Origin of the sequence: Gluconobacter sp. Gdi, from assembly GCF_014132155.1 — a bacterium.
GTDB lineage: Bacteria > Pseudomonadota > Alphaproteobacteria > Acetobacterales > Acetobacteraceae > Gluconobacter.
On the sequence record NZ_BLJQ01000006.1, the window covers coordinates 82,502 to 105,024 of the forward strand.

At 57.5% G+C, this 22,523-nt stretch carries 20 protein-coding genes; 16 read left to right on the plus strand and 4 right to left on the minus strand.

What is annotated here, in order from left to right:
- The first annotated feature begins 36 nt into the window (after window positions 1-36).
- Window positions 37-762: an NADPH-dependent F420 reductase gene (locus JN414_RS11975; RefSeq protein WP_202208083.1), complete on the plus strand. Its 726-nt coding sequence runs from the start codon at window positions 37-39 to the stop codon at window positions 760-762.
- A 163-nt stretch (window positions 763-925) separates the two neighbouring features.
- Window positions 926-3,010 (plus strand): ComEC/Rec2 family competence protein, encoded by a 2,085-nt coding sequence (locus JN414_RS11980; protein ID WP_202208126.1) that lies wholly within the window; start codon window positions 926-928, stop codon window positions 3,008-3,010.
- 6 nt (window positions 3,011-3,016) lie between these two features.
- Here the strand turns inward: JN414_RS11980 and nth are convergent, their stop codons facing one another.
- Window positions 3,017-3,697, minus strand: coding sequence for an endonuclease III (gene nth / locus JN414_RS11985; RefSeq protein ID WP_202208084.1), 681 nt, complete (start codon window positions 3,695-3,697; stop codon window positions 3,017-3,019).
- 121 nt (window positions 3,698-3,818) lie between these two features.
- Here nth and JN414_RS11990 point away from each other — a divergent pair, with 121 nt between their 5' ends.
- From JN414_RS11990 to JN414_RS12000, 3 genes are all read left to right on the plus strand, one after another.
- Window positions 3,819-5,657 (plus strand): ABC transporter ATP-binding protein, encoded by a 1,839-nt coding sequence (locus tag JN414_RS11990; protein ID WP_202208085.1) that lies wholly within the window; start codon window positions 3,819-3,821, stop codon window positions 5,655-5,657.
- A 100-nt stretch (window positions 5,658-5,757) separates the two neighbouring features.
- Window positions 5,758-7,143 (plus strand): amidohydrolase family protein, encoded by a 1,386-nt coding sequence (locus JN414_RS11995; protein ID WP_202208086.1) that lies wholly within the window; start codon window positions 5,758-5,760, stop codon window positions 7,141-7,143.
- Window positions 7,144-7,380: 237 nt separating this feature from the next.
- Window positions 7,381-7,842 (plus strand): hypothetical protein, encoded by a 462-nt coding sequence (locus JN414_RS12000; protein ID WP_202208087.1) that lies wholly within the window; start codon window positions 7,381-7,383, stop codon window positions 7,840-7,842.
- Here the strand turns inward: JN414_RS12000 and rdgB are convergent.
- Together rdgB and rph are read right to left on the minus strand one after the other, a co-directional pair.
- Window positions 7,820-8,419 carry an RdgB/HAM1 family non-canonical purine NTP pyrophosphatase gene (gene rdgB / locus JN414_RS12005; protein WP_202208088.1) on the minus strand — a complete coding sequence of 200 codons (600 nt, stop codon included), beginning with the start codon at window positions 8,417-8,419 and terminating at the stop codon, window positions 7,820-7,822. The genes JN414_RS12000 and rdgB overlap by 23 nt on opposite strands.
- The gene (gene rph / locus JN414_RS12010; protein ID WP_202208089.1) at window positions 8,419-9,129 is read right to left on the minus strand and encodes a ribonuclease PH; all 711 of its coding nucleotides are present in this window, start codon (window positions 9,127-9,129) and stop codon (window positions 8,419-8,421) included. The genes rdgB and rph overlap by 1 nt, the downstream gene beginning before the upstream one ends.
- 83 nt (window positions 9,130-9,212) lie before the next feature.
- On the opposite strand from rph, the gene hrcA reads away from it, so the two are divergent.
- The 9 genes from hrcA (at window position 9,213) to JN414_RS12055 (ending at window position 19,586) form a co-directional block, all read left to right on the plus strand.
- A complete protein-coding gene (hrcA, locus tag JN414_RS12015) occupies window positions 9,213-10,283 on the plus strand; it encodes a heat-inducible transcriptional repressor HrcA (RefSeq protein WP_202208090.1) in 1,071 nt (356 codons plus the stop codon).
- A gap of 62 nt (window positions 10,284-10,345) precedes the next feature.
- On the plus strand, window positions 10,346-11,236 hold the full coding sequence (locus JN414_RS12020) for an aldo/keto reductase (protein ID WP_202208091.1): 891 nt from the start codon (window positions 10,346-10,348) through the stop codon (window positions 11,234-11,236).
- 85 nt (window positions 11,237-11,321) lie between these two features.
- A complete protein-coding gene (locus JN414_RS12025) occupies window positions 11,322-13,940 on the plus strand; it encodes a penicillin-binding protein 1A (RefSeq protein WP_202208092.1) in 2,619 nt (872 codons plus the stop codon).
- 40 nt (window positions 13,941-13,980) lie between these two features.
- Window positions 13,981-15,112, plus strand: a protein-coding gene (prfB, locus tag JN414_RS12030; protein ID WP_099213300.1) for a peptide chain release factor 2 whose coding sequence is annotated in 2 segments (ribosomal slippage) — window positions 13,981-14,049 and window positions 14,051-15,112 — 1,131 coding nt in all. Because the reading frame shifts where the segments join, the coding sequence is not laid out codon by codon here.
- 397 nt (window positions 15,113-15,509) lie between these two features.
- The gene (locus JN414_RS12035; protein WP_046900242.1) at window positions 15,510-16,175 is read left to right on the plus strand and encodes an energy transducer TonB; all 666 of its coding nucleotides are present in this window, start codon (window positions 15,510-15,512) and stop codon (window positions 16,173-16,175) included.
- A 142-nt stretch (window positions 16,176-16,317) separates the two neighbouring features.
- Complete coding sequence (locus JN414_RS12040; protein ID WP_080951457.1) at window positions 16,318-17,397, plus strand: MotA/TolQ/ExbB proton channel family protein; 1,080 nt, start codon at window positions 16,318-16,320, stop codon at window positions 17,395-17,397.
- 4 nt (window positions 17,398-17,401) lie between these two features.
- Window positions 17,402-17,827 (plus strand): biopolymer transporter ExbD, encoded by a 426-nt coding sequence (locus tag JN414_RS12045; RefSeq protein ID WP_202208093.1) that lies wholly within the window; start codon window positions 17,402-17,404, stop codon window positions 17,825-17,827.
- A gap of 73 nt (window positions 17,828-17,900) precedes the next feature.
- Window positions 17,901-18,335, plus strand: coding sequence for a biopolymer transporter ExbD (locus tag JN414_RS12050; protein WP_202208094.1), 435 nt, complete (start codon window positions 17,901-17,903; stop codon window positions 18,333-18,335).
- A 3-nt stretch (window positions 18,336-18,338) separates the two neighbouring features.
- The gene (locus tag JN414_RS12055) at window positions 18,339-19,586 is read left to right on the plus strand and encodes a hypothetical protein (protein WP_202208095.1); all 1,248 of its coding nucleotides are present in this window, start codon (window positions 18,339-18,341) and stop codon (window positions 19,584-19,586) included.
- A gap of 60 nt (window positions 19,587-19,646) precedes the next feature.
- Here the strand turns inward: JN414_RS12055 and flgH are convergent, their stop codons facing one another.
- Entirely contained in the window at window positions 19,647-20,393 is a 747-nt protein-coding gene (gene flgH, locus JN414_RS12060; RefSeq protein WP_202208096.1) for a flagellar basal body L-ring protein FlgH, read from the minus strand.
- Between the two features lie 246 nt (window positions 20,394-20,639).
- Here flgH and JN414_RS12065 point away from each other — a divergent pair, with 246 nt between their 5' ends.
- Entirely contained in the window at window positions 20,640-22,199 is a 1,560-nt protein-coding gene (locus tag JN414_RS12065) for a carbohydrate porin (RefSeq protein WP_237390029.1), read from the plus strand.
- Window positions 22,200-22,277: 78 nt separating this feature from the next.
- Window positions 22,278-22,445 carry a hypothetical protein gene (locus JN414_RS12070; protein ID WP_167386170.1) on the plus strand — a complete coding sequence of 56 codons (168 nt, stop codon included), beginning with the start codon at window positions 22,278-22,280 and terminating at the stop codon, window positions 22,443-22,445.
- Window positions 22,446-22,523 lie beyond the last annotated feature (78 nt).

A 22,523-nucleotide genomic window follows, 5' to 3' on the forward strand; every position in this document is an offset into this window, starting at 1 on the left:
TAAGGGCGGTTCTCTGTCCCGAGAATGGCACCCTTCATGAAAAATTTTCCTCTCCGTAGACGCCCCTTTCTTGCGGCTGTTGCTGGATTGGCTGCCGTCGGTAGCGCGGCAATGGCCGATTCGCCTCGCGAGCTTCCTGGCATCGGCATTATTGGGTCCGGTCAGGTTGGACGGACACTTGCGGCCCTCTGGGTGCAGGCGGGCTATCGCGTCATGGTTTCTGCCCGCAATATCGAGGATGCTCAGGCTTTGGCTCAGACCCTGGGGCCCCTGGCGTCTGCCGGCACGCCGCTTCAGGCTGCTGCTTTTGGAAAAGTTGTGGTTCTTGCCGTACCGTATGGCGCGATACCTGCTCTCGGACGTGATCTGAACCGGACACTGACTGATAAGGTCGTGATTGATCCCGCCAATCCCTATGTGGGCCGCGACGGATGGATTGCTGATGTTGCGCTCAGAGACGGAGCCGGCATCACGACACAGCGATATTTCCCTTCCGCGCATGTCGTGCGGGCCTTCAACTCCATCGACATGACCAGCCTGCGTGCCGAAGCACACCGGCCAGATCCACGTCTGGCCTTGCCGATCGCAGGCGATGACACGGCGGCGGTGCTTAAGGTCAAGGATTTGGTCGAGGCCGCTGGGCTGGACCCGGTTGTGACGGGAGGCCTCGCCAGTGCCCGACTCTTTCAGCCGGGAAGCGCGGGCTTTGAACTGGAACGGGACTCTGCGGGTCTCAGAAGCGCGCTGCATCTTCATAACTAAAGCTCACTGGAATTACGGTCGCGCGGGATGGACGAAAATCCGTTACGCTCAGGCCGTGACCCGCACGACGCCTTCTGCCAATACCCTGTTGCTTGATGAGTTCGATAACTCTCCGGAGACCTCCGCCGGGATGGGATTCCATCCATCATGGATGGAGAGGATCATGGTGGAGCAGGGGCGGCGGCTGTTCTGCTGGCTCCCTGTCGCGGTTGCGTTGGGGGCCCTCACGTATCTGACACTCCGCTTCGAACCTCCTCTTTGGCCTGCATCCGGTATTTCGGGCTGCGTAGCGGTGGCCGTATGGTTCTGGCGGAAGCATCCGGCCTTACTGTTTTTATTCCTGGTATTTTTAGGACTTCTGGTCGGCTTTCTGGACGCCTCATGGCAGACACGCCGACAACCGCCCATGCCGTCTCTGCCAACGCGAGCCTCTGTCGTAACAGGGCAGGTTATCGCGCTAGAGACACTGCCTCCCAGGCCAGGCAGCGATGAAGGCGGGAGACGGATTATTCTGGCGCACGCAAAGTTCGATACGCCTGTCGACGCAGGAATGGCGCCTCTCAAACGTACGTTGCGTTTGAAACTCCGGGATGATGATTCCGCATCCACATTACCGGGCAGTACCGTCCAGATCAGGGCAATGTTGCGCTCTCCTTCGGCTCCGTCATGGCCGGGTGGCCGCGATCTGCAACAGGAAGCCTGGTTCTCTGGCTCAGCAGGGAGTGGGTATGCTTTGGGCACACTCCAGCACGTGGACAGTGCAGATGCGACGGCAGGCCTGGAGGGACTGAGAGAAGTCATAGAAGCGCGCATCGAAAAGGTGCTCCCCGGCCAGACTGGCGCCATCGCCGCGACGCTGCTCGCAGGAGAGGCGGGCGGGATTGATGCCTCCACCCGTCAGGAATTCGCTGCTTCCGGGCTGGCGCATCTTCTGGCGGTCGCCGGGCTGCATCTTGGGTTGGTCATGGCTGTCGTCACGGTTTCTGTTCGCGCGTTTCTGACTGCCTTCGAGCGTCTGGCTCTGTATTGGCCCTGCCGGGAAATCGCAGCAGTTTCAGGATTTTTTGCTGGTATCGGATATGTCCTGTTGACCGGTGCCCATCTGCCCAGCGTCCGCGCGCTCGGCATGGCTGCACTGGTCACGCTGGCTCTTGTTACAGGGCGGCGCGCACTGTCCATACGGTCACTTGCCCTGATTGCGCTCGTTATCCTGCTGGTCTCTCCTGTTTCCGTTCTGGACGTCTCTTTCCAGATGTCTTTTGCCGCCGTGATGGGGCTGACCGCTGGGTATGAAGTTCTGCGTGAACCCCTTGCACGACTTCGAGGCGAAGGTGGGTCAGTGCGCGTCATCCTGTCCCATCTGGCTGCCTTGTCCCTCACCAGCCTTCTGGCGGGGCTAGCGACCCTGCCGGTCAGCATGGCGCATTTTGGTGTCTTCCAGCCGTGGTTCGTGCTCGCCAACATGCTGGCCGTTCCTTTGGCCGCCGTCTGGATCATGCCCGCAGGTCTCCTGTCCCTGCTCCTGATGCCACTGCATGCCACAGGTCTTCCGCTCACCCTCATGGGGTGGGGCATCCGGATTATTCAGATCATCGCACACACCGTTGCGATGTTCCCGTTTGCTTACGAACCTGTTCCAGCCATGCCAGGCTGGGGGCTTGCTGCCTTGCTTCTCGGGCTGTGCTGGTTGTGCCTCTGGAAAGGGTGGCCGCGCCTCGTTGGATTAGGGCCTATTGGTGTGGGAATTCTCTCCATCTGGATGGCGCCTCATCCGGACCTTCTGGTTTCCGCAGATGCAGGGTTGCTTGTCTTGAGGGGCGACGGCGTTCTGATGGTTGGTCCTCATGGCAGTCTCGAAAATCTGGCGCTTCAGGACTGGGAACGGGCGCTAGCTCTGCCGATGGGCTCCCTGCCACCTGACTGCATGACGGGTCTCTGCCGTGTCTCACTCAAAGGCCAGACAATGCTGCTGCGGGCTAAAGATAGTCTGGATGGCGTTCGCCTCCCGTCAGAGCAGGACTGTCAGGGAATTAGCCTGTTCGTAAGTGCATCTCCGGCACGTAATGCCTGCCCAGGAGTTCCGTTTATTGATCGCTTTTCGGTCTGGAGAAATGGCGCCTATGCGGTCTTTCTCTATCGAGGCGGTCCAGAGCTCGTCTCGGATCGGAGCTGGCGTGGGAGCCGTCCCTGGGTTCCTGCCATAGGCTCGCACGGAATGCCCAATCTGCCCTTGGCTGAGGCAGAGTAGCTTCGATCAGGCAGCTTCTTTTGTGCGGGGTGGTGTGAGACGCTTGTCCGGATACAGGCACCACTGTGTCGCCGGGCAACGCCAGCATTCAGGCGCACGGGCCTTGCAGACATAACGCCCATGCAGGATCAGCCAGTGATGGGCTGGCCGCAGCATATCCTTGGGGATACGCGCCACCAGACCATCCTCAACCTGCCGGGTTGTTTTCCCCGGAGCCAGCCCGGTCCGGTTCCCGATGCGAAAAATATGCGTATCAACCGCCATGGTATCGGCCCCAAACGCAACATTCATCACAACGTTGGCCGTCTTGCGCCCCACACCCGCCAGCGCCTCAAGAGACTTGCGGTCAGCAGGAACTTCCCCGCCATGCCGCTCCAAAAGCTGCTCGCACAGCAGGGCCACGTTATGCGCCTTGGCGCGCCATAAGCCGATTGTCTTGATGTACTGCGCGAGCCCGGCTTCCCCGAGTTCCGCCATGCTTTTCGGATCGGGCGCGTGTTCAAACAGTCCTTTGGTCGCTTTGTTGACAGACTTGTCTGTGGCCTGAGCCGACAGAACCACGCTCACCAGAAGCTCAAACGTATTGCGGAAGATCAGCTCACTTTCCGCATCCGGGTTGGCTTCGGCCAGAGCGGTAATGAAAGCTTTGGCCGCAGCCTTGCTCATGGGTCTGGGGGCGTCTGTCATGGCTGAAACTCCGCGCGGGCTGTTGCGTCTGATCCGGACTGTCCGGCAAGATACGCCAAACATCTGAAAATTTCATGCCATCAGGCCGTTGTCCTTGAAGGACAAGACGGCGGAGCTCTTCGTGTCCGATACTTCTACGCAACTTACCGGCCAGAAACAGGAAGGCCGGAAAATCGACGTTTCCTTTACAGAAGTCCTGTCCTTTGTCTGCCGCCGCTGGCTGGCGCATCCAGCGCTGCTGGCCTGGACACTCTCTGGTGTGGCGCTCGCCACACTGGCAGACGTCGTCACACCGATTCTGGCTGGTCGCCTCGTCTCGGATATTTCCAAACACGCTGCCGGGCCAACCATCCCGAAAACCGATGAGCTTCTGAGCCTGCGTAATGATGCGTTCCTCATGGTGGGAGGATTGATTGCGCTTGGTCTGATTGGGCTGTTCGGTCGTCGGTCGTCTTTTGTCGGGATTTCACATCTGACGCTGGCAATCATGCACAAGGTCCTCAATCAGGCCTTTGCCCGCGTGCAGCGATTCTCAACAGACTGGCACGCCAATACCTTTGCCGGATCGACGGTTCGCCGCCTGACCCGAGGCATGTGGGCTATCGACACACTGGACGACACCCTGCTGCTGATGATCGGGCCAGAGGTTCTGGTACTCGGTGGCACTACGGCCGTCCTTATGTTCCGTTCTCCTCTTATGGGATCGGTCCTTGCGGTTTCGGTCGTGCTGTTTGCCTGGCTCTCAATTATCCTGACGCTCCGCTATGTTGCGCCCAGTGCCCGTGCATCCAATGAATGGGACACGAAAATGGGTGCAGCCATCGCGGATTCCGTCACCTGCAATCCGGTTGTCAAAGCCTTCGGCTCTGAAAAGCGGGAAGAGCAGCGGCTGGACACCATCGTCGAAGGCTGGCGCGGACGTACCCTGAGGACATGGCTGCGTGGCACCAATAGCGCCAATATTCAGGCGCTGGCCTCTCTTGTGATGCGGATGCTCATGATTGGGCTTGCCGTCATGCTGTGGTGGCAGGGCAAGGCCGGTCCGGGTGACGTCGCATATGTTCTGACAATGATGTTTCTTGTGCAGGGATATCTTCGAGACCTGGGCCAGCAGGTCAGTCAGGTGCAGCGTTCCGTCAATGAGATGGAAGAGCTGATCGCCATCTTCCGCCGGGATTCGGCTATTCAGGATGCACCAGATGCCCAGCCTGCACGGTTTACGAAGGGCGAAGTCCATTTCGAGCACGTGACCTTCCAGTACCCGGGGCAGGACAAACCTCTTTATCAGGACCTCACGATCGATATCGCGCCGGGATCACGTGTGGCCCTCGTGGGGCCGAGTGGGTCTGGAAAGACGACCCTCACGAAGCTTCTGCAACGCCTGTATGATGTGAACAGTGGACGCATCACGGTTGATGGGCAGGACATCGCGCATGTCACGCAGGATTCCCTGCGGTCGCACATTGCCATTGTTCCACAGGAACCGGTGCTGTTTCACCGGACGTTGGCTGAGAACATTGCCTATGCCCGGCCTTCGGCATCAATCGAGGACATTAAGGAAGCAGCGCGTCAGGCCAACGCAGCAGCCTTCATTGAGCGTCTGCCGGAAGGCTACAACACGATGGTCGGTGAACGCGGGGTCAAACTCTCGGGCGGTGAGCGTCAGCGCGTCGCGATTGCCCGGGCGTTCCTTGCAGATGCGCCCATCCTTATTTTCGATGAAGCAACATCCAGTCTGGATTCAGAATCTGAATCCCTGGTGCAGGAGGCGATGCGCCGCCTGATGCAGAACCGCACCGTCATCGTGGTGGCCCATCGCCTTTCCACGGTGATGGAGCTGGATCGGATTCTTGTTTTCAATCGGGGTGAGTTGAAGGAAGATGGCACTCATGCCGAGCTGGTGGCTCAGGACGGTGGCATCTACCGTCGTTTGTTCGAGCTTCAGTCTCTCGAAGGCTAAAGTTTCAAGCGTTTTTTCACAATCGCGAGACGGTATTGGTCTTTTCTGCATGACAGAACGTTTCTCCTCAGCCTGAATGCTGCTGAGGGGAAATTCCATTATGACACTTCGTTCTGCTTTCGCGGGGCTTTTGCTGGCCGCGCCGGCGACGTTGATGGCCTGCACCGCGCAGGCAGAACCTGTTGCGTTCGATCATGCCCGCCTGATCGATGGAACAGGGGACCCCGTCCGTGAAAACGTTACAGTCGTCATTAATGACGGACGAATTGTCTCCATAGGCGATCCGGCCCCTTCAGGAGCCGAGCATATCGATCTCAGCGGCAAAACCCTGTTGCCAGCTCTGATCAGCGATCACAGCCATGTCGGTATTATTAAGGGAACGTCTGGCAGTAGTGAGAACTATACCCGAGCCAATATTCTCGCGGCCCTGAAACAGTATAGTGATTATGGTGTTCTCACCGTCACGTCTCTTGGCCTGAACCGTTCGCCGCTCTTCGATGATCTACGGCGGGAGCAGCACGCAGGTAAAAATCCAGGTGCAGATTTGTTTGGCGTTGATCAGGGCATTGGTGTTCCGGAAGGAGCGCCGCCCGCTGCGATGGTGAAAGCGTTAGGGCAGGATCAGGTCTATCGTCCGACCACGCCGCAGGAAGCGCGACAGGACGTAGACCGTATGGTCGCAGAGCACACGGATCTCGTAAAACTCTGGGTGGATGATTTCCGGAACGGCGTGCCGAATGGCAAGACGCTTCCCAAAATGTCCCCAGATATTTACCGGGCAGTCATAGACGAAGCCCATCAGCACAATACGCGCGTGGCGGTCCATATTCATGATCTGGATATTGCCAAAGCTGTCGTGGATGCAGGGGCCAATATCCTCGCGCATGGCGTGCGAGACCAGCCCGTTGATCAGGCTCTGATTGAGGCCGTGAAGGCCCATGGCGTCTGGTACATCGCTACGCTGGGGCTGGACGAGGCAAATTACCTTTTTGCAGAGCATCCGGAGCTTCTGAATGTTCCTTTCGTTGCGGCCGCCATCGATCCTGCCCTGATGGCGCAGCTCTCAGATGCAGACTGGCGTAAACAGACACTTTCCAAGCCGCTTGTCGCGGCTTCGCACACCGCGCTTGCGATTAATCAGAAGAACCTTCTGACGCTTTATCGGGCAGGCGTGAAAGTGGGTTTTGGTACAGACTCAGGGGCTGCTCCAACGCGTTTGCCGGGGTTTGCGGAACATCGCGAACTTGCCTTGACCGTAGAAGCTGGCCTGACACCGCTTGAAGCCATTCATCTAGCGACTGGAAATGCCGCTGAACTGCTTGAGCTTGAAGATCGCGGTGTTCTGAAAACAGGGAAGCGGGCAGACCTTCTAATCGTTCGTGGTGCTCCAGACCAAAGCATCGCCGATATCGATCAGGTGGATCAGGTATGGCAGCGCGGTGTTCTCGTCAGTCACGGACCGGTCGTTAGGCACCTGGCACATTGATCGAGGTGCAGACCTGAAGTTTGCTGTTCTGACAGAACGGCTACGGAACCGTTTTTCCTGTCAGAAGCCTGATTTTGTACTGTTCCCTAACCATATCACGACATAATATTTCCATGAAGCAGACAGGAATGTGGTTCGGATGAGAGACTGCAGTCTGCTTCATGGAGCTGTCCATGGTCGGGAAAGTGCGTGCTCGGCGATGGACAATAAAATCACTGCATATGGCAGGAAAAACGCATGTCCTCTTTTAATTACCTTACAAATGATCCTGGCCTCCACCTTGCCTGCGATGATGGATCTCTCATTCATCCAGCCCGCTGGCAGGGAAGTCATGCCCTTTTCATACTCTCCAGCCCCACAAAGTCGTTCTGGCTTCTCTCACGAAGACATAGCCAGTCTTCGCCTTGTGAGGAACGTGGCGTCCTCATCGGGGACATCACTTTTTACGCGGTAAGAGGCGCCCATCGCCTCACGTCCCATCTGACATTTCCCGAAATCACAGGTTGGGCTTCCAGCGAAGGCGATGATGCGCGCTGGACAGAGGGCCGTGCGCATCTGGAACTTGAAGATGCTCTCCGGAAGGGGACTGGTATGCTGTCCATAGAAGTCTGTTCAACAGGCCCCTATCATTTGGAGCGGGAGAGTTCACAGCTCTCCCGGATGCCTGAAGCCGAGCTCAGCCTTCCACACATTCAGTAAGGAAAAGTGCGAGCGCGCGGCCGCGGTGACTGATCGCGTTCTTCTCGTGCTCGCTCATTTCTGCGAAGCTTCGGCTATGACCCTCTGGTGTAAACATTGGGTCATAGCCGTGACCATGCTCCCCACGCGGTGGCCAGACTATCTGTCCATGACATTCCCCAACTACGGAATGTGTTTCGCCGTCTGGCCATGCCAGGCAGAGCGCCGCCACAAATGATGCTGCGTGGTCTGACGTTTCACCCATTTCGCGCTGCACACGCTCCATGGCAACGGTCATGTCTTTTGCAGGGCCGCCCCATCGCGCCGAATAAACGCCGGGCTGGCCGCCGAGTGCCGAGACGCAAAAGCCGGAATCATCCGCCAGTGCGGGTAGGCCCGATGCACGGGCCGCCGCCAGAGCCTTGATTTCAGCGTTGCCAGTAAATGTGTCTGCCGTTTCGTCCGGTTCTGGCAGATTCAGCTCCCCTGCAGACACAACAGTGATGCCGCTTTCTGCAAGCAGGCTGGAGAATTCACGCAGTTTCCCGGCATTGTGGCTTGCCAGAACAATTTTTGACCCACGGGACAGGCGGCGCATTACAAAGTCTCCAGTGCGGCATTCTGTGCTTCAAATAGGGGGACTGTGCCCAGCTTGGCCAGACGCAGCAGCTCGAAAAACTCGGCTTCCTGAAAGGGGGACGTTTCCGCCGTGCCCTGAATTTCGACGATGCCACCCTCCGCGGTAAGAACAAAGTTTGTGTCTGCCTGAGCGGCACTGTCCTCAACGTAATCCAGGTCCAGCACGGCGCCAGCAGAAGTCAGGCCGCAGGAGACTGCCGCAATTTGTGCTGTCATGACTGAGGACAGATTGGCTTTTTTCAGAGCCATGGAGAGAGCAACCCAGGCGCCGGTAATGGAAGCGCAGCGTGTCCCGCCATCAGCGTTCAGGACATCACAGTCCAGCGTGATGGTCCGTTCTCCCAGCTTCTTCAGATTGACGCAGGCTCGCAGGGATCTGGCAATCAGGCGCTGGATTTCCTGCGTCCGGCCAGACTGCTTGCCCTTGGACGCTTCACGATTGCCACGCTGATGGGTGGCGCGCGGAAGCATGCCATACTCGGCCGTAATCCAGCCCTGACCCTTGTTGCGCAAAAATGGCGGGACACGATTTTCGAGAGACGCCGTGCACAGAACTTCCGTTCCACCCACCCGGATAAGTGCTGAACCTTCCGCATGTCGGGCAAAGCCTGTTTCAATGGAAATAGCGCGACCTTCGTCACAGGCGCGTCCGGATGGGCGCTTTGTCATGCGAAAAAATCCTCTCTCAGAACCGAGCCCTGCCTCTACCGCGTTTGACGAGAAGCCTTCCAGCCCCGACATACAGTTTTACCATGATGAGATCTGACCCTTCCTTCTTCCGTATGCCGAACTCCTTTGCTTCCGGGCTCGGAGAACGGGAAGCTGCGATCCTTCGGGAAATCGTTGAGGAATACGTCGAGACCGGGGAGCCGATCGGCAGTCGCACTCTGGCGCAGCGCTTGAATCTGTCTCTGTCTCCCGCGACGATCCGCAACGTCATGGCAGATCTTGGCAGGGCCGGGCTGTTGTTCAGCCCTCATGTGTCCGCAGGGCGTCTCCCGACGGAGAAGGGCGTTAAGCTCTTCGTGGAAGGGCTCCTCCAGTTTGGCACCCTGAGCGACGAAGACCGTGCCAGTATCGACAGCCGGCTGGAAATTCATGGCCGGTCCTATCAGGAGACCCTGGCTGAAGCATCGTCCATGCTGTCGGGCCTGTCATCCGCAGCAGGTCTGGTGCTGGCCCCTAAATCCGACGCGACGCTCAAACATATTGAGTTTGTTGCCCTCGGTCCGGGACGTGTTCTCGTGGTCCTCGTCAGTTCAGACGGACAGGTGGAAAATCGCATCATCGAAACCCCGGCAGGACTGCCGCATTCCGCGCTTGTCGAGGCTGGGAACTATCTTAACGCCCATTTGGGGGATCTGACGCTTGGCACTTTGAAAGAGCGTGTCAGCAAGGAAATGGACGTCAACCGCCATGAACTTGATGCTCTGACGGCCAGCGTCATCGAAAGTGGTCTGGCCACATGGGACGCTGATGGCGGAACGCTGTTCGTTCGGGGGCAGGGCAAGCTGTTGGCGGATATTACCGAGATCGAACGACTGACCACGATCCGTATGTTGTTCGATCACCTCGAAACGCAGGAGACCATGCTTCAGCTCCTGCAACTGGCAGACGCTTCGGAAGGTGTGCGAATCTATATCGGCAGTGAGAGCGGAATGTTTGGAATGTCGGGCGTGTCCATGATCGTCGCGCCAGCCCGTAATGAAGCCCAGAAAATCGTGGGCGCCATTGGTGTCATCGGGCCAACGCGCTTGAATTACGGGCGAATTGTACCCGTCGTGGATTACACGGCCCGGATGGTCGGACGCCTGCTGGGATAGTGACTGCAACCCTTCCGCCTTTGCGCTGTTGAATCCTGCGTCCATCGGAAAGGAAAGAGTCCATGGCTACGATTGACGCAAAGAAATCCGGTACGTTCCTCATTGGTGGTGATCTCAAGGTCCACCGCCTCGGGTTTGGCGCGATGCGCATTACCGGCAAGGGCATCTGGGATGAACCTCCAGACCACGAAGAAGTGGTCCAGACCCTTGAAAGCCTCCCGAAGTTCGGGGTGGATTTTATTGATACAGCGGATTCTTACGGTCCGTTCGTCTCGGAAAATCTGATCCGTGAAGTGCTTTATCCCTACAAAAAGATGGTCATTGCAACGAAGGGCGGCCTGACACGCCATGGTCCAGATATCTGGAAGCCGGTCGGAAACCCGGACTATCTGAGGCAGTGCGTGCTGATGTCCATGCGACGGTTGGGCGTTGAGCGCATAGATCTGTGGCAGCTTCATCGGATCGGGCCTGACTGTCCTGCCGAAAAACAATTCGAGGCGATCGCCAAGTTCCGCGAAGAAGGTTTGATCCGGCACGTGGGTCTATCGGAAGTGAGTGTGAAAGATATCAAGCTCGCGCAGAAATACTTCCCGGTCTCGACCGTTCAGAACCGTTTCAACCTTGTGGATCGCAAGTCCGAAGACGTACTGGATTTCTGTACCAAGGAAAACATCGGCTTCATTCCCTGGGCACCTCTAGCTGCCGGAGAACTGGCCAAACCCGGTACGGACATGGACAAGATCGCGCATCGGCATCATGCAGATGCAGGGCAGATTGCTCTGGCGTGGCTTCTGAAAAGATCACCGGTCATGTTGCCCATTCCGGGGACCGGAAGCAGAGCCCATCTGGCCTCTAATGTTCGGTCAGCATCCCTGAATCTCAACGATGAAGAGTTTGCTACTCTGAATCGGCAGGGTGAAGAGGTGTGGAAGAAATCCGCCGCCGGATCATAACGATCACGGGCCGCCGTAAACTGTCACAAAATGACCCTTTTCAGTGGGGGCGACGAACGGCTCGTTTCAGTGCTATGCAGTTTGTATGACGCGCCGTTCCATTCGCTCCCGTAATCCGCAGGACCCCAGGGCCAGTGTGCCCCGCGGGCCCCGTTTCCGCCGTTTCCGTCAGTCTCTTGCCATCGTCGCTGGTGTCGGGCTGGTCGGTGTTGCGGGTGCGGGTATCTTGGGTTGGACCACCTACGCCAAACTCGTGGCTGATCTGCCAAGTGTGGACAGCCTGAGGGCCTATCAGCCCCCGACCGTCAGTCGCATCTATGCATCTGATGATCGCCTGATGGCTCAACTTGCCAACGAGCGGCGTATTTTCGTTCCGCTTGAAGCGATTCCGGATCGGGTAAAGCGCGCCTTCCTCGCAACGGAAGATCACAATTTCTACACCCATGGTGGTGTTGATGTGATGGCCATTGCCCGTGCAGGCGTAACGGACGTTTTTGCCCGCCATGGGCGCCGTGCTGTCGGTGCGTCCACCATTACGCAGCAGGTTGCGCGTGGGATGCTGCTTAACAGCAATGCCCGCACGCTCGATCGTAAAATCAAGGAAGCCCTGCTTGCCGTCAAAATGGAGCAGGTGCTGTCCAAGGACAAGATTCTTGAGATCTATCTGAACTGGGCGGATCTGGGGAACGGCTCTTTTGGTGTCGCCGCCGCGGCCCAGACCTATTTCAACAAGCCTCTCGACCAGCTGAATGATGCAGAAGCCGCGTCACTGGCGGCCCTTCCGAAGTCCCCTACACATTACAATCCGTTCCTTCATCCTGACGCAGCCTTGATGCGCCGGAATCTTGTTCTGGATCTGATGGCCGATAACGGCGTCATTTCCCGCGAGCAGGCTCAGGAAGACAAGAAGGAGCCACTGGTCCCGCAGAAAAAACAGCGGTTTGGACCTTTGCCGGATTCAGAATGGTTCGGGGCCGAGGTCCGGCGTCAGCTCATCAGCTTGTATGGTCAGGATCGCGCTCTTCAAGGCGGCCTTGAAGTTCATACCAGTCTGGATCAGCCCCTTCAGGTATCAGCGACGAAGCTGCTGCATGAAGGTCTGATGGATTACGATCGGAGCCGCGGAGGTTGGCGTGGCCCGGTCATCCATCTTGATGGCATTGACGCAGAAGGCTGGGAAGAAAGTCTCGATAAGGTCTCCGGTCCAGCTGGAATGCTAAGGGAGTGGCGTCTGGGCGTCATTCTTCCCGGTGGAACTCACGTGGGCTGGAATGAGGAAGGCCAAGCGAAGACTGGTCCTCTTCTGGCAACAGACATCGCATGGGCACGTCGGATGCACCCGCTTCGTGCCGGGGATGTCATCATGATTGAACCGCAGGAAAGTGGCTCCGTTGCCCTGCGTCAGATTCCGCAGGTCGAAGGCGCTGTCGTGACGATGGATGTCCATACAGGCCGTGTTCTGGCGATGGTGGGTGGATGGTCGTTTCACGAAAGTCAGTTCAACCGCGCAACGCAGGCTCTGCGTCAGCCGGGCTCTTCCTTCAAGCCGTTTGTGTATCTGGCGGCCATGGAACAGGGTATTTCTCCGTCCGAGAAGTTTGATGATTCCCCTGTCTCTTACGGCGACTGGCATCCCAAGAACTACGAGCACGATAACTGGGGTCCAACCACCCTGCATGATGCCCTGCGTGAAAGCCGGAACCTCGTGACGATCCGGGTGGCCGCGCATCTGGGTATGAAGGCGGTCGCAGACACAGCCATCAAGGCCGGCCTTGTAGATGATATGCCGCATGTGCTGCCCGCAGCACTTGGTGCCGTTGAAACGACCGTTCTCAAGGAAGCCGCGGCCTATGCAACGATTGCGAACGGCGGCCATGTTGTTTCTCCCACCCTCATGGATGACATTCAGGATCGCCTTGGCAATATCGTCTGGCGTGCACCTGGCTTGGCATTAGGGACCACCTTGCAGGCGCCACCTGCGCCTCCAACTGCTGATCCGTCATCTCCAACAATTACACCGGCATCGACCGAAGCTGCTGGGGCGCCAGTGCAGCCATCGGCGCCGGTTCCCGGAAGTATCTCTGTTCCCTCCATTGCAGATAGTCGTCCTGTTCTCGCCAGCGAGGCCAGTTCCTATCAGATCGTGGCCATGCTGAAGGATGTCATCGCTCATGGAACGGGCCGCATGGCAGGGGTAGGGATTGACCGTCCCATCGCGGGGAAGACCGGCACCAGTCAGGATTTCCATGATGCCTGGTTTGCTGGCTTTTCGCCGGATATCGTCACGATCGTCTGGGTCGGTTTCGATACGCCGCAAACGCTCGGGCGGAACGCTGATGGTGCCCGCATTGCCGGCCCCATCTGGAACAAGATCATGAAGGTGGCGCTCGCCAACCGGCCGAAGCTGGATTTCCGTGTTCCGGCCGATATCACGCTGGCGTCCTACAACACCGGCCGTATCACTGCGACTGACGGATTCAAGGCTGATCAGGTTCCGGGTGCGTCGGTGGCTCTGCATGGCTTCGGTGCTGGTACGGAAGCCCTGACAGCGGCAGATACCGGGGCAGATGCCGTTATTTCGGATTCCGAGAGCGATATGACAGACACCAGCGCGCCGAGTGTTGGGTCTTCTCCGAATGCCAAGCCTCAGGCCCAGAAACCTGCGGCATCGGATGGTGACATTGGTGTAGGCGGCCTGTACTGAGGGCAGCCAAACCACCTTATATATAAGTGGAGTATTTATAATGTCGGCTGAGACCGAAGCCCTCTCCGAACAGATCAAGCAGTCGGTGGCACTGCTGAGGAGGCATCTTTAACTGGGATGTCGCCACAACACGCCTCGCGGAACTGAACCACCGCGCGGAAGACCCAGACCTTTGGAATGATTCTGACGCTGCCCAGAAGCTGATGCGCGAGCGAACCATGCTCGCCAATCAGATCGAGGGCGTTGAACAGATCGAACAGGACGTTGAAGGCACGCTGGAACTTGTCGAGCTCGCAGAAATGGAGAACGACACGGATCTGGTGCAGGAAGCCATCGCGACGTTGCGTGGGCTGGCAGCCGACGTGCACAAGCGCGAAATCGAAAGCCTGTTGTCCGGCGAAGCTGACAGCAATGACTGCTACGTTGAAGTGAATGCCGGTGCAGGTGGAACGGAAGCCCAGGATTGGGCCGAGATGATCCTGCGCATGTACACCCGCTGGGCAGAACAGCACGGCTACAAGGTGACCTTCATTGAAAGCAGTGAAGGTGAGCAGGCGGGCATCAAGTCTGCCACCATCCAGATCAGTGGCCTCAACGCTTATGGCTGGATGAAAACGGAAGCTGGCGTGCATCGTCTCGTCCGCATCTCGCCCTTCGATGCCGCTGCCCGTCGTCAAACGTCCTTCGCGTCTGTCTGGGTGTATCCGGTGGTCGATGATTCCATTGAAGTGGAGATCAACGATTCGGATCTGCGTGTGGATACTTTCCGTGCTTCAGGCGCAGGCGGTCAGCACGTTAACAAGACCGATTCGGCCATTCGTATTACCCATATCCCGACCGGCATCGTTGTTGCCTGTCAGACGGACCGCTCACAGCACCGCAACCGTGCCAAGGCGATGGAAATGCTGAAGGCCCGGATGTACGAGGCCGAGCTTCAGAAGCGGGAAGCCGCCGCCGCCCAGACGGAAGCCGCCAAAACGGATATCGGATGGGGCCATCAGATCCGCTCTTACGTCCTGGCACCCTATCAGTTGGTCAAGGATCTGCGGACAGGCGTGGAAAAGGGAAATCCGGACGCTGTTCTGGACGGCGCCCTGGACGACTTCATGTCGGCTTCTCTTGCCCAGCGCGTCGGAGCAACGCGATCCGAAGCCAGCGCCTCCGCTCAGTAAGAGCGAGCTGACGCATTAAAACGAAACCGGAAGGCCGGGGCGGCGTAATTAATACGCTGTCCCGGCCTTCTTGTTATAATTCTGTTACAGTTTTTGGAAATTTGATTTTCTGAAGGCAGAAAAAAAGCGGAAAAGTGTACTTTTTCGCCCACTCTCCTGCGAATATTGGCGCCAGACGATCGAAAGATGAGAATTTTTCGTTTCGGGACAGGCAATAATCAGCTTGACACCATGGCCTGAAGGCTGCCCAATCAGCATATCGGGTATGTTCTCACGACATGAGACGAATCACACGTCCGTGAGGTGAGGGAACTCGATGCAAACACAAGGTCGAGATCTCGCACCGTACAGGTGTGGATCCATTGTCGGTGTCAGTGAGGGGTAAGAAGGTTTCGACATGAAGAGCTACGCCGCACAGCAGCGCAAGCCGACGGACTATATTGTCGCGATCGTCGTGGCCGTGCTGGCTATGGGCGCGGTAATCTATGCGCTCATGAGCGGTGCTGTGGGCAAACTCGTCCACGAAAAGCCGCCCATCAAGACGGAAGTGATCAAGGAGCAGCCTAAGCCGCCTCCGCCACCACCACCTCCGCCGCCGCCGCAGATGGAACAGCCGCCGCCGCCGTATATTCCGCCGCCGAAGATCAGTGTTCCGCCGCCACCCAAGGCGATCCAGCGGGTCACACACGCCAAGCCGCCGCATCCGGTTCCGCCGAGCCCGACGCCTGCACCTGAGCCTGTTCCGGCTCCTCCGCAGGGTCCGCCAGCTCCGGCAGTGCCTGATCACACGGCTGGCGCGTCTCCGATCAACGGCGCCAAGCCGGAGTATCCGGAGGAAGCCCAGGAAGAGAACCGTGAAGGTAAAGTTACGGCTTCCTGCGACATTCTTCCGAACGGTCACACGGCAAACTGCGCGATTGTCAGCTCCACCGGTGGTCACGAGTTTGTGGAAAGTGCGCTCGACTTCCTTCGTCGAGCCCGGTACCAGCCCGCCGTCGTTAACGGCGCTCCGGTTACCGAGCATCACCACATTCTGCACGTTGACTTCACGATGGGCGACTAAGTGTCCGTCAGCCAGTAGTCCAATAAGATTGCCTCTTCGGATCAGGTGGTTCGGAGAGGTTCAAGGAAAAGGGCCGGTCCCCATATGGCCGGCACCCCAGACAGCTCCTAAAACGGGCATCTCTAACGAGGATATGGAGTTCATGACCAGACTGTTCCGCCTTCCTGCTCTTGACGTTCCGACGAAGGCGCGCGCCGTCCGGGCCAGCGCCATGGCTCTGACGCTGGCCCTGGCTTCGGGTGCAATCGCACCGGCCGTCGCTTTCGCTCAGCCTGCACCGGCTGATCAGAGTGCTCCGGCTGCCGCTCCGGCCGACCCGTCGGCAGTGCCGCCGGCTCCGTCCTCGGACCCGTCTGCTGCACCTGCTGCTTCTGCACCGAATGATGCTGGCGCTCCGGCACCTGCCGCCGGTGATGCAGCTGCTCCTGCTGACCAGACGCCTGCTGCTGCTGCCACCCCGGGTGAAAGCGCAACGGCCGCTCCTGAAGCTCCGGCTCCGCAGGGCAACCCGTACGGTCTTGGCGCTCTGTGGGCCAATGGTGACGTGATCGCTCGTGGCGTTCTGATCATCATGGTTATCATGTCCGCTGGTACCTGGATCATCATGGTCATGAAGTTCCTGGAGCAGGGCCGTGTGTTCGCTGCTTCCAAGGAAGCTTCCCGTGAATTCTGGACGAAGCCGTCCGTTCAGGCTGGCGCTGCGTCCCTGAAGGCTTCTTCTCCGTTCCGTTACATCGCTGAAACCGGTATTGTTGCTGCAGAGCACCACGAAGGTTCCATGCGTGATGCGATCGACCTGCACTCCTGGACGGAAATGTCCATCGGGCGCTCCGTTGACACCATCAACACGCGTCTTCAGGGCGGCCTCGCGTTCCTCGGTACGGTGGGTTCCACCTCTCCGTTCGTCGGTCTGTTCGGCACGGTTTGGGGTATTTACCACGCTCTGACCGCCATCGGCATTGCAGGTCAGGCGTCCATCGACAAGGTTGCTGGTCCGGTGGGTGAATCCCTCATCATGACGGCAATTGGTCTTGCAACCGCTGTTCCGGCCGTTCTGGGTTACAACCTGCTCGTTCGCCGTAACAAGGGCGCTATGGATCGCGTTCGCAACTTCGCTGCAGACGTTCAGTCTGTCCTGATCGGTGGCTTCCGTCACGGCGTGTCTCCGGAAGACGGCGGCATGTCAGCTCCGACCACCATCACCACCAGCCAGCGGGTCTGATACTATGGGAATGAACGTCGGAGGAGGCGGCGGTGACGACGAGGTGGTGTCGGCAATCAACACCACTCCCCTCGTCGACGTCATGCTGGTGCTGCTGATCATCTTCTTGATCACCATCCCAGTCGCCACGCATACTGTGAAGCTGAAGCTGCCGGTTGATGCAAATCAGCCGACCCAGACTAAGCCGAATAATGTTGTTCTGGCAGTGACTGCGAATGGCCAGGTTTTCTGGAACACCACACCGGTCCCAACGCATCAGGATCTGCTGAACCGCCTTGTAGAGGTGGCTAAGCAGAAGCCTCAGCCGCAGGTCCAGATCCGTGGTGACGGTGCTGCCAAGTATCTGGCAGTTGGCCAGGTGGTCGCTACAGCTCAGGAAGCTGGTATCGCTCACGTGGACTTCATCACCGAGCAGCCCCACTCGAACTGAAGGTCTGCCGGGCCGTTATAGAAAGAACGGTCCGGCAACCTCTTTCACGTCACCCTTTTGGAGAACCGCCGTCATGGGCATGAGCGTCGGATCGGACAGCACGCACGAAGACGAAGGTATCGTCGATATCAACACCACGCCGTTGATCGACGTGATGCTGGTGCTGCTGATCATGCTGATCATCACCATCCCGCTGCAGACACATTCGGTGGCGATCGATCTGCCTCAGGGCAATCCTCCGCCGTCTACCGAGCAGCCTAAGCTAGTGACTGTCAGCATCAATTACGACAACAGCATTTCGTGGAACAGCGAGCCGGTCAGCTCGGAAGCAGCACTTCAGGCTCATTTTGAGGCCGCTGCTGCTGAAGGCGATCAGCCCGAGGTCCATATTCATCCTGACCGTCTTGCCGATTATAAAACGGTTGCCCACGTCATGGCTGACGCTCAGCGTCTCGGTGTGACCAAGCTGGGTATCGTCGGTCTGGATCAGTTCATGGAAGGACAGTAATTCGTGTCTTTGTCCCTTAACCGCCGTCTGAGCGCCCGCTCCCTTCTGCTGGCTGGTGCTATTGGTGCAGCTCTTATTGCTGGGCCTGCCGCCCATGCTGATGATGTGCTAGGCCAAGCTGTCGGCAAGGATCTTCAGCAGGCGCAGAGTGCTCTTGCCGCGAAGAGCTACGAAAAAGCCATGGCTGCGGTGGATGCCGCGGATGCGGTCAAGGGCAAGACGGATTACGAATCCTATACCATTGCCCAGATGCGTGCAGCGGTCGCTGCTCAGTCCGGCAACGTGGCTGCGGCAACCAAAGCTTATGACGTTCTCATCAACAGCTCCCGCACGCCGAAGGCTGCGAAGGGTCAGATGCTGATGGCTCAGGCTACCATGGCTTATGGTGCCAAGAACTATGCGGCTGCCATTCCACCGACCGAGCGCTATCTGCATGAGCACGGGCCCGATCCGCGCATGCAGACCATGCTGATCCAGTGTTACTATCTTCAGGGTGACTGGAAAGGGACAGCCAAGGCTGCTCAGGAGCAGGTGGACGCAACGATCAAGGCAGGCAAGATTCCTGCTGAAAATCAGCTTCAGATGCTCGCCACCGCTTATACGAACCTGAAGGACGCGGACGCCAAGACGCACGCCTACGTCCTGCTGGCCAAGTATTATTCCAAGCCTGATTATTGGGCGATGCTGATCCATGATCTGGTCGCTAACCCGAACCTGGCACCACCGCTTGTATTCTATGTCGAGCGTCTGCGTCTGGCGACGGGTGTCCTGAAGGATCCGTCCGACTACCAGGACATGGGTGAGCGCGCTGTTCAGCTGGGTCTGCCCCAATTGGCGCTGAACCTGCTCAATCAGGGCTATGCCAACAAGTCTCTGGGTAACGGTCCGACAGCCGCTGGCGATGCGAAATTCCACGCATTTGTTGCACAGCGTGCCGCTGCTGACCGTGCACAACTTGCTCAGGCTGCTGCGTCTGCTGCTACGGATCCCTCTGCAGGTCCTGCTCTGACAACGGGTTATAATCTTGTTCTGAATGGTCAGGCTGATCAGGGCCTTGCCCTGATGAAAACCGGCCTTGGGAAGAAGCCGCACTATCCGGATCTGGCCCAGATTGAATTTGGTATGGCGCAGATGGACGCTGGTCATAAGGCTGATGCCATCAAGACCTTTGAAACCATCACCGGGAATGGTCCCGCAAAGGACGTTGCCGAACTTTGGGCTCTTCTGCTGTCTCGTCCTGCCGCTCACTGAGCTGGATAAGAGCTAAGATTTTAAGAAAAACGCCGGGTCATTCCCGGCGTTTTTTTTTGTTTAGAATGGTAAAATCGAGTCCATGACCTGCTGTCCGTAACGAGGGGTCTGGATCTGGGTGATGGTCCCTCTGCCGCCATAAGAAATACGGGCTTCCGCCATCCGATCGTGGGTAACGGTATTGTCCGCCGTTATGTCCTGTGGCCTGACAATGCCGCTGACACCGAGCTCACGTAGTTCACTGTTGACCCGGACTTCCTGCTTCCCCATTACGACGAAATTTCCGTTTGGAAGAACCTGTGTGATGGTTCCTGCCAGACGGAGGGTTACCGTTTCATTCCGGATGATCTTTCCTGTTGCGCTGCTATCGCTACTGCTGGTTGTGTTCAGACTGTCAGCACCCGTTACAGCGCTGATGACTCGTCCTTTGATTCCAAACAGATTTGGGATTCCAAATTTTTCGTTGGCAGCACGATTGGCTGTCGTGCCGTTATTGAAAGCAGCGTTATCGGTGATGTCCACAATGATCGTGACCAGATCCCCAACCTGAGAGGCACGCTGGTCCTTGAAGAACGCACGGCTACCACTTCGCCACAGGCTGGAGGCTTCCTGCGGAGGGGGACGCAGGGGGGGCATGGGCATTGTGACAGGGCGATAGCTTGCTGCTAATGTTGGGTCGGTAATGGACGTCATGCGTGGCGGACGCCCAACTTCAGAGAGCTGGGCCAGCGAATTACAAGCGGAGAGGGCAGGTATTAGCCCGATCAGCCCCAGACAGCACATAGCATGACGAGATGGAAGCAACATGTATGGGGCAATTCCGTTTGTTCTGAACAAAACGACCCAAACATATGTTTCGTAAAAAACGGGTTAACTCTGTGCCTAAGTGGGGTGTTTAGCGCACTTTTCTCCGGTTTATGAAAGTCGAAGTATCCATATTGTCTTCGCTCCAACGCTCATGCAGTGGGAGGGTCAGCATTTGCAGGATGGAAGCTAATGTCGTGGTGTGCATAAACAGGACGGGTTGAGGGCGACATCAAGGAAAATTCATTTTTGAGCGTTGATAGTTCGATAAGCGACTACATTAAAAATGGCATGGAAAAGGCTCGCATGGCTGTGGTGCAGCGTATAATGTGCGTCGCCGTTTCCGCATGTGTATTGTCTTTGACCAGCGTTGCGGTGGCTGCCGAACCAGCGTCTGACTCGTCTTCGTCTGAAGGGCGTACCGCTTCTGATCAGGCCAACGGGGAAACAGAGGCTGCACCGCTTTCAGCTGGAGCGGCGGAACTCCTGCCAAAGGCTTCGGCGTATGAAGATCTGGCCGGGAATCTGTCTGCCCCGCCGTCGCTCTTTTCCTTTGTGAACGATGCTCATGGTTGGCTCAGGCGTCATGGAACCATTGCTCAGTTCGATAATATGAACGAGATGATGGGCGCTGTGACGGCTCCGACCAAAGGGTATGGTTACAAGCAGGGCGCGTCTAATGCCGGACAGTATGCTCTGAACATTGTGACGGATTGGAACCGTCTGGCGAAGCTTCAGGGCTTTGCGACTCATGTGATTTTTATAGGGCGCTACGGCACAACGGCTAACCGCATGTTTGGAGACTGGCTGGCTCACAGTCAGGAAACCTATGGTGGTGGCGGAAACGTCGTGGTGCATCTTGTGATGGCATATGGGGAGCAGCACCTGTTCCAGAACCGACTGGCAATCGCAGCGGGGCGTATGTCCCAGCTTTCGGATTTCGCAGCCGGTACGGTGTTCTGCTCCTTCGTTAACAACAGCTTCTGTGGTCGCCCCAAAGGTGCTTCTGACAGCGCCTATTACAGCTCTTATCCGGCGTCTGTTTGGGCGTTGCGTGTGAGGGGGCGTCCCTGGCGGCGGGATGTTTATGTCGAAACGGGTGTCTATTTTGCGGAAGAGGGCATTTATTCGGTCGCGCAACACAGAACAGGGTTCAAGCTGAACGGCTCGAATATTGTTGGTGAAATCTTTCCCGTAGAAATCGGATGGCAGCCTATCTTCCGTCGCCCCTCCGGAGAGCTCGCGTATCCAGGCCATTATAAGCTGGGCATTGCCGTGGAAACGATGGGGCGGTCTGAGAACTTTTTGGATACGCTGGGAAATCCCTATGCGGATAGCGGATATTCCGCTGCCCGACATAGCGGTTCATGGTCCACGTGGTTGATGGCGGATCAACGAATCAAAGGCTCCAGAATCAACCCGCAGGGCGGTGTGACGCTCATGGGGGGTGTCGTGCTAAACGAGCCTCGAACGGCACTCAGGGATCGGCAGATCTATCTGGGGGCAACCTGGAAAGGCTTCTGGGCCGCCCGGCCATCAGACACGATTGGACTGGCGGTCTCGTATGTTCATATCGCGTCAGGTGTGCAGAGAACTGAACGGATTCTTCTGGCTGCTGGCAAGTCTCTGCCTTATCGGGCGACGGGATTGCAGACGCATCAGGAAGTTGCAGAGCTGAACTACACGTTCGCAATCGGCCGTGCGATGACGTTTGAGCCTGATCTCCAATATTACCATAACCCGAACGGGCAGGTGAACTTACGGGATGCTGTCATGATGGGCTTCAAGAGTCATATCGAAATTTTCTAACTTCGTTACGTGCAGGGAACCGAGAACGGCGCAGACCGTTTCTGATGGCTTCACCGTCTTTTCGGAGGATTACTCCACGTGCGTAAATCGATATTGCTTCTTCTGGCCCTTTCCGTGTCCTGCGTGACGCTGACAGCCTGTGAACACCACCGGACGTTTGGTGAAAAGGTGCGCGACACCGTCGATCCGCCGAAGGGGCCTATCGAACGTGCCGGCCGCTCTGTGGATCGTTCTCTGGGGAACTGAGTCCCGCACCCTGCAGGAGAGTCTCTCTCTTGCCCCGTGGCTGAATGTGGTCGAGAACGAAGGGATGGCGGAATGGCC